Here is a 12,674-nt window from a genome sequence, read left to right as displayed (position 1 = left end):
TTGACACCCCACGGGGCCCCGTTACGATGACGGGTCGGTTGCCGAAGCCCCTTAACTGCCAAGCATTTCCGTCGCTTAGGGGGCCCGCGTAAGCGGTTGGAACTCTTTCTGTCGCCGCGGCGTCCAGAAGTGTTCCGCCCGCGGCACGCAGCAGCGGGGCCGGCCCGGCAATGCGCCCAAATTACTTTCACGATCCCTTCCCCTCTTCCGTCTCGCGAGCCCTTCGATACCTAGAGGCTTGCGACGTGAGGCCGCCATGCAGCGTTACCGCGTCAACTTTCCGCTTCTCATCGGCTTAGTCGTCGGCTCGATTCTCGTCATCGGGGGCGGCTTCGGGCTGTGGCGCTATCAGCTCAGCCGCAATGCGGGCCGTTTGCTCGATCGGGCGGAGGTCGCGCGTGAAGATGGCAACCTCTCGAAATCGATCAGCCTGCTCCGGCAGTATGTGTCGATTCGTCCGGAAGATACGGACGCGATGACTCAGCTTGCCAATCGGTTTGCCGATCTGGCCGCGGATCCGGAAGTGGACCGCGAGGACCTGGCGAAGGCACTCAACCAATTGGAAACGATCGTCCGCGAGCAACCGGACAACGTGGTGCTCCGGCGGCGGATGGTGGATGTGCTCACATCGCCGCAGATCCGCGGTTACAAGCAGGCGTTGGACCACATCGGTCAGCTCCTCAACCGTTCTCCCGGTGATACCGAGCTGGAGCTGCTGCGATCGACCTGCCTGTTCGCGACCAACGACCCCAAGCGGATCGAGCACGCGTATCGGATGGTCGGCTATGACCAGGAGACCAGGGAGTTTGATCGCCAGAAGGCGGTCGCTCCGGACGACGTCATGACCTACGTCCGGCTGGCGGTGGCGCTGCAGGTGGAGGATGACGACAAGAAACTCGCCGCCGAGGTGATGGACCAGCTCGTAGAGAACAATTCCGAGAACGGTCAGGCGGTATTGGCGCGCGGCCAGTTCCTGGTTCGCAACAACAAGAAGGACGAGGGGGAGGCCGAGATCCGCCGCGCGCTGGAGATCGCTCCCGAGCTGCCTGCCGCGGTCGTTGCTAACTCGCAATTGCTGGCCGAAGAAGAAAAGATCGACGAGGCGGTCGTGCTGCTCGAGAAATGCCTTGCCGACAACCCGACCGACCTCTCAGTTCACCAAACGCTGGCGTCGATGGAGATCCGCCGCAAGGACTACCCGGCCGCGATCAAGCGGTACGAGGCGGGGCTTGCCGTGATCCCCCCGCGCGAAGCTCAGATGCTGGCTTTCTATAAGGCACGGCTGCAAATCGAGAGCGAAGACGGCGACGCCGCCCGCGAAACGATCGCTCGCATGCGCGAGCTGAAGCTGATCGCGCCGCCGTTCTTGGAGTACCTCGAAGCGCGGCTGGCGATGTTCGAGGGCAAGTTCGTCAAGGCTGCCCGCGAGTTTGAGAGACTTTCTGCCTTTATGGAGGGAGTCTCCGACATGCGCTCCGAGCTGCACTTCTTGCGGGGCTTCAGCTACGAAAAGATGGGCCAGTTTGATAAAGCGCTCGACGCTTATAACGTCACGCTACAGGGCGATCCGCTTAACGCGATGGCCACCTACGGCAAGACGCGCATGGAGGACCGCTTGGGCGTGGGCGGTGCCCGCGAACGGAGCGATACCTCGATCTACTCGGCGCTGACCGAAGAGCTCGCCAAGCCCGAGGCCGAGCAAGACTGGGACGCGTTCCAGCCGCTGATTGACGAGTACGTCAAGCGTCTCAACCTGGGCGAAGCCATGCAGCTGGTCATCGAGGGCGAGGTTCTCATGCGCCGCGAGAAGTACCCCGAGGCTCGCCGCAAGCTGGTTGATTCGGTCAAGCTCGATCCCGACAACCTGGGTGTCCGCCGGGCCGCGGTCAAGCTCTTTGCCCTCGACCCCGAGCAGGGCCCGGTGAAGGCTCTCAAGCTGCTCGACAAAGTGGTCGAGAAGTTCGGCGACAAGCCGATCCTGCGCCTCGAGAAGGCAGACCTGCTGATCCGGATCAACGACGAGGATATCCGCGACCAACTGCTCGAGCTCACTCAGGGGATCGAAGGCTGGAACAACCGCGATCAGATCCAGCTCTGGAGCGGGCTGTCGCAGCGGTTCGAGCAGATTCGCGATGTCGAAGGACGCCAGCTCTGTTTGTCGAAGGTTGTGGAACTCTCGCCGAGCGATCTGCAGACCTTTGAAGACCTGTTCATGATGGCCCGTCAGGGCGATGACGAGTCCGGCATGCTCAAGGCGCAGCAGCGCATCGGCAAGATCGTGGGCAGCAAGGATGACCCGGTTTACAAATTCACCAAGGCGCACCTTGCGGTGGCGCGTTACCGCAGTCAAACCCAAGAGCCCGCGTTGCTTGCCGAGGCAGACGACGCGATCTCCAAGGCGCTCGCATCACGCCCCGAATGGCACCAGTTGCACCTTTTGCGTGCCGAGGTTGCGTTGCTCCGCAATGACGAACGAGCGGCGCTGCGCAGCTTTGACAAGGCCGCCCAGTTTGGTCCGCCCACCGCGATCTCGCTCCTGCAGCACGTGAAGCTCTTGGTCCGCCAAGGCCGCTATGCCGATGCCGTGAAAGCCGCAGAGCGGGCTCCTCAGCAGCTTCGTGTTGCGCTGCTTGGCCGCGACTACGCCGAGGCGCTCATGGCCAGCGGAAGTCCTGATGATGCGATCAATGTCGCCAATCAGATAGCGGATAAGGCCTCGGAGGATGCTGCCGCGCGGCTCTGGCACGGCAATCTGCTCATGCGCGCTACGGCGCTTCCGGTTTACGCTGCGGATAAGAAGCGCGTTGCCGATCTCACCGAGCGGGCCGGCGAGTCGCTCAAGAAGGCGGTTGAGGTGGCCCCGGATTCTTCCGAAGCGTGGCTCACCTGGATCGGTTTCCTGGCGGCGAACGACCGCAAGGTCGAGGCCGAAGACGCGCTGCGCGAGGCGCATCTGCGTTTGAATGAAGACGACTCGCTGCTGGTGTTCGCGCGTTGCTACGAGCTGCTCGGACGTTGGATCGACGCCGAGCAGCGTTACCTGCTGGCGTTGGACGACGCGATCCCCAACGAACGCCCCCGCGCGGCGCGGCTGCTAGCGGCTTTCTATGCCAGCCAGTTCTACCCGGGCTCGGACAAGCTCGAAAAAGCCACGCCTCTGGTCAACGAAATCCTGCGGGCGATCGCCGAGGGCAACCTCGACGCGAACGATCCGAACGCTCGTTGGGCACGGACCGCCGCGGCGCGGCTGCTTGCCGGCTCGGGTGAGTACCAAAAGATCCGCAGCGCCGAGAATCTTCTCTCTAGCAACGTGGTCGATGGTCGCCTGCTGGACGAAGACCTGGAGCTGATGGCCAAGATTCTTGCCTCGCGTCCCGAGGCCTCTTCACGCCTGAAGGCGATCACACTGTTCGAGCAACTCGCCGACGCCCAGCGTCTGCCCCTTCAGTCCGAGCTCGAATTGTCGCAGCTCTATTACTCGGTGGGAGAATGGCGCAAGTGTCGTGAGCAGATGATCAACGTCATCGCGCGCTACCCGGAAGAGCCCAACGTACGGGTTCGCTACATGCGGATGCTGTTGGAGCGGGGCGGCCCGACCGAGATCGACGAGGCGGTGCGCCAGCTGCGGCGTTTGGCCGAGCTTCAGCCAAACGACATCACTACCCGTGAATTGGCCGCCCGCGTGGCGATGAAGCGCGGCAAACAAAAGGAAGCGATTGCCGCCCTGCGCAGCATGCTGCCCCGCAACCTAAGTCAGATCAAGCCCGAGCAAACCGGGCTGCTGCTACGAGTGGGAAGTCTCCTCAGCGAGTTTGATGACATCCAGAACGCCGAGCCGATGTACAAGCTTGCTGCCGATCGCGGCGGTCCGGGCGAGCGGCTTGAGTATGCCACGTTCCTGGGCGTGAAGGTGGATGCCGACCGCGGGATGGAACTGCTCGACAAGCTGCGCAGCGAGATCCCGGCAGCGAGCGTTGTGCAGCGGGGTCTGCAAATCTTGCGGGCGCGCACCAACGAAGGGGCCGACACCGCCGGCATCGGCGAGAAGATCAATAACTGGCTGAAAAGTGCCCTTCGCGAAGATCCCGACCTCATCGCGCTCCGCATGCAGAGCGCCGAATTGCTCGACATCAAACGCGATTACGAGGGGGCCTCGGCCCTGTATCGCAAGCTGCTGGCAAGTCGCGATCTGGCCGGCGTCAACCGAGCGGTTGTGCTGAACAACTTCGCGTACCTGCTGGCCCTGGCCGACCCGTCGGACCAAGACGTTGATGAAGCCAGGAAGTACGTCGATGAGGCGGTCGATCTGCTCGGTCCCGGTACCGACCTGCTGGATACGCGGGCGGTTGTCGCGATGGCGGATGAGCGCTACAGCGACGCGATCGCCGATCTTGAACTCGCCGTGATCGACCGGCCCACTGCCGACAAGTACTTCCACAAAGCGACCGCCCACCTCATGGCGGGGCAAACCGAAGAGGCCATTGCCGCGTGGAAGGAAGCTATCGCCCGGGGGCTCTCGGCCGAGAGCGTTTCTCGGCTGGAGCAAGACCAGTTCAAGCGGGTGAAGGATCAGCTCGAGGGCCTGGGGATGCAAAGCGCTTCGCTTTAGGCCCCCAAAGCGGCTTTTGGAAGCGAGATTTGTCCGTCCGTTGTTCACCGATTACGCTAGATAAGCCGGCCTTGAGGTCGCAACGATTGCCTGTAACCCTCCCGCTCGCCGATGTCCCGGACTCTGATCCTTAGTCTTGCCGTTCTTGCGGTCGGGTCTTCTTCGTGGGGCCAGCTGGTCGCGGAGTCGCCCGATACGCCGGAGAAGCTGCCGGCCTTGGGCTACCGGTACGGTGCGCTCAGCCCCGCAGAGCAGGCGGCCTTGCGCCCGCGCTTTAAGCTGCCGCTCGATCAGCTCGCGAAAGCCAAAACGCCGCGTGAACTCGCCGCGTCGGTGGTGATCGAGCCGCTGCCCGATCCCAATCGTCCGCTGCTCCCGGTGGCCGCGGCCGAGACCAAGGGGGACCCCTTCAATGGTTCTGCCGAGACCGGGCAAGAGTTCGATGTGCTAGCCGAACTGTTCGCTGCGGAGGCAGCCGATTTGGCGGGCAGCCCGAGCACTCCCGCCCCCCCGCTCCCCGCTAGCGACGATCCGTTCGGTGAAGGAGCGGGGCTCGATACCGATTTCGCCCCCGCCGGTGACGACCCGATTGTCGAGCCCGATACCAGCATCGATTCGCAAGACGACGCCTCCGGCGACGATTTTGACGATCTCGATCCGTTCGCCGAATGAGGTGCCGGTAACCGGGTCGCCCCCTTTTTTGAGGGCCGATTGACTACCCCGCCAAACACGACTGCCCCGCCAAGCACGGGGCAGCCCATCGACACGGCGGCGGTCTCGAAACGATCCGCCCTTGATTCGTCCGCCGGTCCGATCGTCTTTTTCCTTACGATCGGTCCAAGAGGCTGACGCGGGCCGCGAGATGCGCAGACGTGTTTTGTCGGTCGGCGGTGAAGTGCTATCTTTCCAGGGAGGAGACCTCTCGATACGGGGGCGAGCCCGGCACCCTGGTGGCGTCAACGCTGCCGGGCCCGATTTCCACGCTTCTAGAACTTGAGGCGGCTTGGTTGCCTCTTTTTGTTCCGCACTAACACCACGCGCGTTGCCGATGCTTTCGATTCGTCGCGGCTTATTTACTTCATGGCAATTGGGCTCGTTGAGCCTGATGAGCTTGTTGCTCTTGCTGGCACCGGGTTGCGATCGCGGTAGCGGCTCGGCCGTCGCTCCGCCGCCCCCCGCCGAACCCACAGCGGAAGATCGCTACGCAAACTTTCTCGAATCCCTCAAGCGCTGGGTCGAGAGCGACGACATCCGTTCGGCGGTGGCGCTCACGGACCTCGAAGTCGATCCCGGCACGCCGGTAACTTCGTGGCGTTCGAGTGTCGAGCATCGACTCATCAAGCCCAAGAACCCGGGCGACGAGTACCGCGCTGAGGTGGCGATCCGCACCAAGTCGAGCGTCACCATGGTGATTCCTCCCAGCGAGGAAGTCGAGAGTGATCCGGACCAGCGCAACGCCGAACGAGACAACGCCGAGAACGAGTTGGCTCTGGATTTGCCCAAGGAATTACGCGCTCTGCAGCAACGCCCCAGCGCGAGCGATTTGGACCGCCTGCGCTCCTCGCCGATCGTCGAGCGAGAGAAAGAACGGGTGAGCCGCTACGAGCTCGCTTACCGCGACAATCGGTGGGTGCTGATCACCGAGCTTGACCCCGACTCGCAGCCGTTTAATGCGGGCGCGATCGAGTACGCGCTGAACCAGCAGTAGTACGGGAACGAGACTATCAGGCGCTGGACTAAGCAGGCGCTGGACTAGCAGTGCGGGGCGGCGGGCGTTATCCGCGTGGCAGGGTGGTGAGGTTTCCTTTGCGGAAGGCCTCGGCTATGGCGCGCGGCACCTCGGCCTCGGCGAGCACCACCTCGCCACGCTTGAGCGCGACCTCGGCCTTCATCTCTTGCTCGCGGGCGATCGCGTTCGCGCGGCGCTGTTCGGCGAGGGCTTGCGCTTTGCGGGTGTCGGCTTCCGCCTGATCCGCTTGGAGCCGGGCCCCGATGTTCTCGCCGATGTCGATGTCGGCGATATCGATCGAGACGATCTCGAACGCCGTGTGGGCATCCAATTCGCGGTTGAGCACCGCCTTGCTGATACGGTCCGGATTCTCCATTACCTGTTGGTGGTCGGCGGCCGAGCCGATCGCGGTGATGATCCCCTCACCGACACGCGCAATGATGGTCTCTTCGGTCGCCCCGCCGATGAGCTGATGCAGATTGGTACGAACCGTGACGAGGGCACGGACCTTTAGCTCGACGCCATTCTTGGCGACCGCGCTGAGCGTTGTCTTGGGCGACTTCAGCGGATCGGGGCAGTCGATCACCTTGGGGTAAACGCTCGTCTTGACGGCGTCCAGCACGTCGCGGCCGGCCAGGTCGATCGCGGCCGCGCGGTCGAAATCCAGATCGATATCGGCCCGGTGAGCGGCGATGATCGCGCTGATGACGCGCTGGACGTTGCCACCGGCCAGATAGTGCGCTTCAAGCCGGCGCGTGGTGATGCCGGTCGCGGGGTCGGAACCAACACCGGCCTGCTTGGCCTGGATGAGGGCGTCGATGATGATCCGCGGCTGCACCTGCCGCAACGACATGAACACCATCGTGAAGGGATTCACGGGGGCGTTGGAGGTGTACGCTTGCAGCCACAGTTTTCCGTAGTTGAACAGGAACACCGCCAGCACGACGAACGCCACGAGCGCCGCCAGAGCGAGCACCACCGACAACACATTTTGGGTGGTCGTAGGGGCGGCGGCCGGTTGGCCGGCGATTTGGGCTAGCAGCGGGCCCGGGACCCAGGACAGCAGCGTGAGCGTCATCTCGAGGTTTCCACCAAGGTAGAAGACAGAGCAGGGGCAACGCGGCAAGCTGTTTTGCCGCCAGTTGTTAGCCGGTAGGGGGCGGGATAGCACCGTGGCCGAGCCGACCGATCAGCAGCACTATACTGTATCCGTCTCCAAGTTAGGGGGTGTCACCGGGGCGGCCGATTTCCCCGAGGTTCCCGAGATGCCTCGCAGAAGCGGTGCCCGACCGCTCTCCGCGGGACCGGGGCGGCGGCACGTTGCTGGCATTTTCGGGGCGATTGGACGATACTATAAGCGTGGCGGGCGACCCCCCCCCCTTGGGATCGGTCTCGCCACAGGGAACAGGGGCTCTGCTGTCTCCTCCAAGCGAGAATGAGGTTCAAAAACTCGATGACCGTGTCCCAACCTCTTCGGCGGCGTTGCGTGCGCCGTTCTTGCCCAGCCGGCTTCACGCTTGTGGAGCTGCTCGTGGTGATTGCGATCATCGGTGCCTTGGTTGCGCTGCTGCTGCCGGCGGTGCAGGCCGCCCGCGCCGCTGCGCGCAAGGGAACCTGCCTCAACAACATGAAGCAGATCGGCCTGGGCGTAATCAACTTCGAAACGTCCAAAAAGAACTTCCCCGGCTACGTGCAGCCGGTGCAGTTGAGCAACGGCGACTACCTGGCGATCGCCTTTAACTCCTCCGGCAATATGGAGGACACCCGGACAACCTCGTACCCGGCCAACTCGAATGCCGGCGGCGTTACGGCCAAGCAGCAGTCCCTTATGAGCTGGGTCACGGTCTGCTTGCCGCAGCTCGAGCGGCAGGACATTTACGATCAGTTTATTGATCCGAAGTTCGTGAATCAGTATCCGATCACCCGGGTCGAGGTGCTGGTGTGTCCCGATGATTCGGAGCTGAACTCACGCCGCGAAGCGGCCGGCATAACTTACTCGGCCAATACCGGGGCCTGGGACTGGGATGGCGACAACTACCTGGTCCCCAACATCGTTGCCGGCACGGGAGACACCAAGGCCAACGGCATCTTCCACAACCTCTCCGAGGGGACCGTTAAGGTCTCTGGCGACGGCATCTCCGACGGTGCCTCGAACACGCTGATGCTGACCGAGAACATCCATAAAGAGATAGAAGACCCGTCCTACACCTGGGCCGGCGTCACGCGGCAGTGGGATAACGGCTTGCTGCTCAAGGGCGAGCAGCAGTTTGGTTTCTCGTGGGTGGTGACAACAACGCCGGTCGCCGGCACGGGACCCAACCAGCAGTTTCGCTTTAGCGACGACCGCGATGCGAGTGGCAATGCGGCCTTCTCCTACCAGCCGTCTTCGCCCGCCTTCGCCCGCCCCGCCAGCAGCCACCCGGCCAACACGTTCAACGTGATCTTCGCCGACGGGCACGGCGGTTCGATCGATCCGAGTGTTGACTACGTCGTCTATCAGCAGCTGCTGACCACCGAGGGGTCGAAGTGCGTCGATCCGCTGCAGCACAAGCCGCTTTCGCCAGCGATCCAAGCGTTTCGCGACGCGCCGCCGCTGTCGGCAAATTCTTATTGACCGACCCGGTGTACCAGGAGTCGTTTGTTACTAACTGCGGGAAGGGCGGTCGCCACGGGCAAGAAAGAAAAGAAGCCGGCGAAGGGGGACAACCCCAACGAGCGGACGATCGCCACGAATCGCAAGGCGCGCCACGAGTACGAGGTTCTCGAATCCATCGAGTGCGGAATCGTGCTCTTGGGGAGCGAGGTCAAGAGCCTGCGCAACGGCGGATTGTCGCTCGACGAGGCCTATGGGCGGATGCAGCAGGGCGAGGTCTGGCTCGTCGGTGCTAATATCGAAGAGTACCGCAACGCCGTTCACGAGCAGCACGAGGCCAAGCGGCATCGTAAGCTGCTGATGCACCGGCGCGAGATCCAGCGCTTCGCCGCTCGCGCGTACGAGAAGAATCTGACCCTCGTGCCGCTGAAGATGTACTTCAAAGAGGGGCGGGCCAAGGTGCTGCTCGGACTGTGTCGGGGCAAGAAGCTGTACGACAAACGCGAGAGCCTCAAGAAGCAGGTCATGCAGCGCGACATCGATCGGGCGATGCGCCGCGGCTAGTGCGCCCGGGCTGGGTGCTTGGATTAGGTGCCGGAGCTTCGTTACGGCTGCGGCTCCTTTTTGCGGCTGCGCTGCCGGTGCCGGCACCGGCGGCGTCGCTGTTGGTGTTGGTGGGAAGCGTCGCAGCACGTACGATCGACCGACCATGTCTCGGCCGAACGATCACCCGAACGATCCCCCCGAAAAGTCCGCTGATAAGCCGGCGACGTTGTCGCTCGAGCGGTTGCGGTCGGCCATGGCCGCAATGCTGGGTGCCCCCGCAAAGCCTGTCGCCCCCACGTCCCCCGACGACCCCGCGACCGAGAACCCTGCCGACCCCGCGGCCGACCCGGCAGCCGCAGGGCGCCTGCTGGAAGACGCCGCAGCGGGTCCGGTCACGCTACGTGGCGTGGTCGAGGCGACGCTGTTCGTTGGCGGTGAGCAGGGGGGGCCGATCTCTGTCGAGACCCTCGCCGGTGCCCTGCGTGGCGTGTCGGCAGCGGAGGTCGAGGCGATTGTTGATGAGCTGAACGCCGCCTACCAGCGCGATGGCTCGCCCCTTTCGATCCAGCGCTCGGCGGGCGGATTGACGCTGCGTGTCGATGCCAGCATGGAGCGACTCGCCGATCGGTTGGGCCGCCGGGTGCGGCCTGCGCGGCTGTCGTCGGCGGCGCTCGAGACGCTCGCGGTCATTGCTTATCGCCAGCCGATCGACTCCGCCGCGATCGATGAGCTACGCCAGCGACGGAGCGCGGCGACCGTTGCGCAGCTGATCCGCTACGATCTGGTCGCACGCCAGTCCCCGGACCAAGAGGGCGAGGTGCGACTCGTGACCACCCCCCGTTTTTTACGCTTGGCGGGGGTGGCTTCGCTGCAGCAACTGCCCCGTGCCGCCGAATTCGACGATTGAACGTTTTCCGCAAGCTGTTGTTACAACGGGGTTTGCGGTCGTTTTATCGCGCGGTGCGGCAAATCGACGGGGTGCGGCTCTTGCTTTGGCCGCGCGGGCGTGACAAAACGATTTCCCCTTGCCCCTGCGCCGGGCGTAATCCCGGGCCGGCACACGTGCTTAATTAGTGTCAAACGTAAGTCCCGCAAGGCGATTCCTTCGATAGATCCTTAGTGCGATCGGTCACCCCGCTAGCTGGCGGGCGAAGCCTCCCCCCCCTCTCGTAGCGAAAGCTTCTTCGACTCCAACCCAGCGGTGCCCTCGGAGGGGGCGGGGTCACGGGGGCTCCTTGTTGCCTGTTTCCCTTCCGCGCCGGCTCAGCGGCTCACAACGCTGAAACTTTCGCTCGCAGGACCATGTCGCCGAATCCTAAGCCACCGACCGCCGCTGAACTCCGGGCCCGGTGCAGCCGTGGCGGGGTTGCGATCGCGCCGTCGCTGTTGGCGGCGGACTTCGCACGGCTTGAGCAAGAGATCCGCGCAATTGAGAAGGCCGGCGCAACGCTATTGCACCTGGACATTATGGACGGTCACTTTGTGCCGAACCTGTCGTTTGGCGTGCCCGTGGTGGAAGCCATCCGCCGCACGACCGATCTGCTGCTGGACGTTCATCTGATGCTGGACAACCCGGCCAACTATGTTGAGCCGTTCCGCAAGGCGGGGGCCGATGTGCTGACGGTGCACGCTGAGGTGCTGGACGATCCGCGCCCCGTGTTGGACCAGATCCGCGCGCTCGGTGCCGCGGCAGGGCTGTCGCTGAACCCGCCGCTGGCGGTTGAGCGGATCGAACCGTTCCTCGAGGCGTGCGATTTGATCTTGGTGATGAGCGTCATGCCGGGCTTTGGCGGGCAGTCGTTTCAGCCGGTGGCGCTCGAGAAACTGGCGTGGCTGCGCGACCATTCAGATTGCCACGCGGTGTTGGAAGTGGATGGTGGTGTGAACGCACAGACGATCGGGCCGTGTGCGGCGGCGGGTGCCGAGTGGTTGGTCGCCGGTACCGCGGTGTTTGGTGCCGACGACTATGGCCCGCGACTCGCCGACCTCAGTCAATCGGCACAAGCTTCTGTCGCCGGGGCGCAAGCCTCCGGCTAACTCCTACCTCGGGCCGCGAGGCCCGCGTGAGCACGGTTCCATGTTGCAGATTGTTCTCGTCCGTCCGGGTGCCACCGAATACGACCAGCAGGGTCGTATCCAGGGGACGCTCGATATGCCCCTGTGCGAAGACGGCAGGAAGCAGGTGGAGGCCGCGGTCGCACAGATGGCCGATCTGAACGCCGTGGCGGTGTATGCGGGCCCCTGTGAGGCCGCCGAGCAGACCGCCGCGCTCATCGGCAAGAAGCTGGGCCTGAAGGTCAAAAAGCTCGATAAGCTCCGTAATCTTGATCACGGGCTGTGGCAGGGGATGCTGGTCGATGAGGTGCGGACCAAGCAGCCCCGCGTGTATCGCCAGTGGCAGGAGCAGCCCGAGACGGTGTGCCCACCGCAAGGCGAGTCGGTCCCTGCCGCCAAGGCGCGTGTCGCGGAAGCGCTCAAGAAGCTCCTCAAAAAACACAAAGAGGGGGTCGTTGTCGTTGTCGCTCCCGAGCCCATGGGGAGTCTGTTACGACATGTCATTCAGCACGACGAGCTCTCACACCTCTGGAAGAGCCCCGACAACTGCGGTGCCTGGGAAATGATCGAGGTGCCCGACGAGATGATCGCCGGCGTGGCCTGAGGCGTCTGCGCGACGCGGCCCCGCGGTTTTCGCTCAGCGCGCTGCGCGATCACACCCCCGCGTACTGTCCGGCGTAGTCGAGCACCCACCGATCGATGAGGCTCTTGAACTCCTGCTCGTCGAATTCGGCGATCGCTTGGTAATGGGTTCGGCTGAACGTTTCTTTGTTGCGGATCGCCCCTTTTGCGGCGATATCGACCACCTGGAATTCGTTGAATGACGAGACCAACAGCTCCAATCGGCTGTACAGGTTGTCTCGCTGCCGACCGCTTCGGCCGGCGTCGTCGCGGCTGGCGGCGGCCCCCCACCCGCGTTCGCTCATCACGGCTTCAACCTTAAAGCCCGGCAGCCCGTCAGCGAGTTCCTGGAGGCGTTCTTCAATGTGATCCGTCAGCGCCAGGCGGTGCTGCGAGTGTCGCCGCCGTTGTTCTTCTTCGCTGGCGGCATCGGCGGCGTCAGAGAACGCTTTTTCTGCGCGGGCGCTGGCACCCTTCTGGGTGGCTTGGCGGAGTCGGTCGCGGAAGTCCATCGCGGGCGG

At 63.7% G+C, this 12,674-nt stretch carries 10 protein-coding genes; 8 read left to right on the top strand and 2 right to left on the bottom strand.

Going from position 1 to position 12,674, the window contains the following annotated elements; translation table 11 throughout:
• Positions 1-256 precede the first annotated feature (256 nt).
• The 3 genes from Pla111_RS08560 (at position 257) to Pla111_RS08550 (ending at position 6,317) form a co-directional block, all read left to right on the top strand.
• Positions 257-4,609, top strand: a complete 4,353-nt coding sequence (locus tag Pla111_RS08560) for a tetratricopeptide repeat protein (RefSeq protein WP_146573338.1) — start codon at positions 257-259, stop codon at positions 4,607-4,609.
• 111 nt (positions 4,610-4,720) lie between these two features.
• Positions 4,721-5,281 carry a hypothetical protein gene (locus Pla111_RS08555; protein ID WP_146573336.1) on the top strand — a complete coding sequence of 187 codons (561 nt, stop codon included), beginning with the start codon at positions 4,721-4,723 and terminating at the stop codon, positions 5,279-5,281.
• A gap of 376 nt (positions 5,282-5,657) precedes the next feature.
• Positions 5,658-6,317, top strand: a complete 660-nt coding sequence (locus Pla111_RS08550; RefSeq protein WP_146573334.1) for a hypothetical protein — start codon at positions 5,658-5,660, stop codon at positions 6,315-6,317.
• Between the two features lie 67 nt (positions 6,318-6,384).
• Here Pla111_RS08550 and floA read toward each other — a convergent pair whose 3' ends face one another.
• On the bottom strand, positions 6,385-7,416 hold the full coding sequence (gene floA, locus Pla111_RS08545; protein WP_146573332.1) for a flotillin-like protein FloA: 1,032 nt from the start codon (positions 7,414-7,416) through the stop codon (positions 6,385-6,387).
• A gap of 408 nt (positions 7,417-7,824) precedes the next feature.
• On the opposite strand from floA, the gene Pla111_RS08540 reads away from it, so the two are divergent.
• The 5 genes from Pla111_RS08540 to Pla111_RS08520 all read left to right on the top strand — a co-directional run bounded on the left by Pla111_RS08540 (position 7,825) and on the right by Pla111_RS08520 (position 12,136).
• Complete coding sequence (locus tag Pla111_RS08540; protein ID WP_197524869.1) at positions 7,825-8,952, top strand: DUF1559 family PulG-like putative transporter; 1,128 nt, start codon at positions 7,825-7,827, stop codon at positions 8,950-8,952.
• A gap of 24 nt (positions 8,953-8,976) precedes the next feature.
• Positions 8,977-9,495: an SsrA-binding protein SmpB gene (smpB, locus tag Pla111_RS08535; protein WP_146573328.1), complete on the top strand. Its 519-nt coding sequence runs from the start codon at positions 8,977-8,979 to the stop codon at positions 9,493-9,495.
• A gap of 145 nt (positions 9,496-9,640) precedes the next feature.
• The gene (gene scpB, locus Pla111_RS08530) at positions 9,641-10,384 is read left to right on the top strand and encodes an SMC-Scp complex subunit ScpB (RefSeq protein ID WP_146573326.1); all 744 of its coding nucleotides are present in this window, start codon (positions 9,641-9,643) and stop codon (positions 10,382-10,384) included.
• 395 nt (positions 10,385-10,779) lie between these two features.
• Complete coding sequence (gene rpe / locus Pla111_RS08525; RefSeq protein ID WP_146573324.1) at positions 10,780-11,514, top strand: ribulose-phosphate 3-epimerase; 735 nt, start codon at positions 10,780-10,782, stop codon at positions 11,512-11,514.
• 40 nt (positions 11,515-11,554) lie between these two features.
• A complete protein-coding gene (locus tag Pla111_RS08520; RefSeq protein WP_146573322.1) occupies positions 11,555-12,136 on the top strand; it encodes a histidine phosphatase family protein in 582 nt (193 codons plus the stop codon).
• A 49-nt stretch (positions 12,137-12,185) separates the two neighbouring features.
• Here the strand turns inward: Pla111_RS08520 and Pla111_RS08515 are convergent, their stop codons facing one another.
• Positions 12,186-12,665 (bottom strand): hypothetical protein, encoded by a 480-nt coding sequence (locus Pla111_RS08515; protein ID WP_146573321.1) that lies wholly within the window; start codon positions 12,663-12,665, stop codon positions 12,186-12,188.
• Positions 12,666-12,674 lie beyond the last annotated feature (9 nt).

The organism is Botrimarina hoheduenensis (assembly GCF_007859815.1).
In the GTDB taxonomy this organism is placed as follows: domain Bacteria; phylum Planctomycetota; class Planctomycetia; order Pirellulales; family Lacipirellulaceae; genus Botrimarina; species Botrimarina hoheduenensis.
This window is presented reverse-complemented; position numbering and strand designations above follow the sequence as displayed.

Coding starts and splice junctions, on each gene's coding strand:
- Pla111_RS08560 (WP_146573338.1), top strand. CDS start 257: ATGCAGCGTTACCGCGTCAACTTTCCGCTTCTCATCGGCTTAGTCGTC.
- Pla111_RS08555 (WP_146573336.1), top strand. CDS start 4,721: ATGTCCCGGACTCTGATCCTTAGTCTTGCCGTTCTTGCGGTCGGGTCT.
- Pla111_RS08550 (WP_146573334.1), top strand. CDS start 5,658: ATGCTTTCGATTCGTCGCGGCTTATTTACTTCATGGCAATTGGGCTCG.
- floA (WP_146573332.1), bottom strand. CDS start 7,416: ATGACGCTCACGCTGCTGTCCTGGGTCCCGGGCCCGCTGCTAGCCCAA.
- scpB (WP_146573326.1), top strand. CDS start 9,641: ATGTCTCGGCCGAACGATCACCCGAACGATCCCCCCGAAAAGTCCGCT.
- rpe (WP_146573324.1), top strand. CDS start 10,780: ATGTCGCCGAATCCTAAGCCACCGACCGCCGCTGAACTCCGGGCCCGG.
- Pla111_RS08520 (WP_146573322.1), top strand. CDS start 11,555: ATGTTGCAGATTGTTCTCGTCCGTCCGGGTGCCACCGAATACGACCAG.
- Pla111_RS08515 (WP_146573321.1), bottom strand. CDS start 12,665: ATGGACTTCCGCGACCGACTCCGCCAAGCCACCCAGAAGGGTGCCAGC.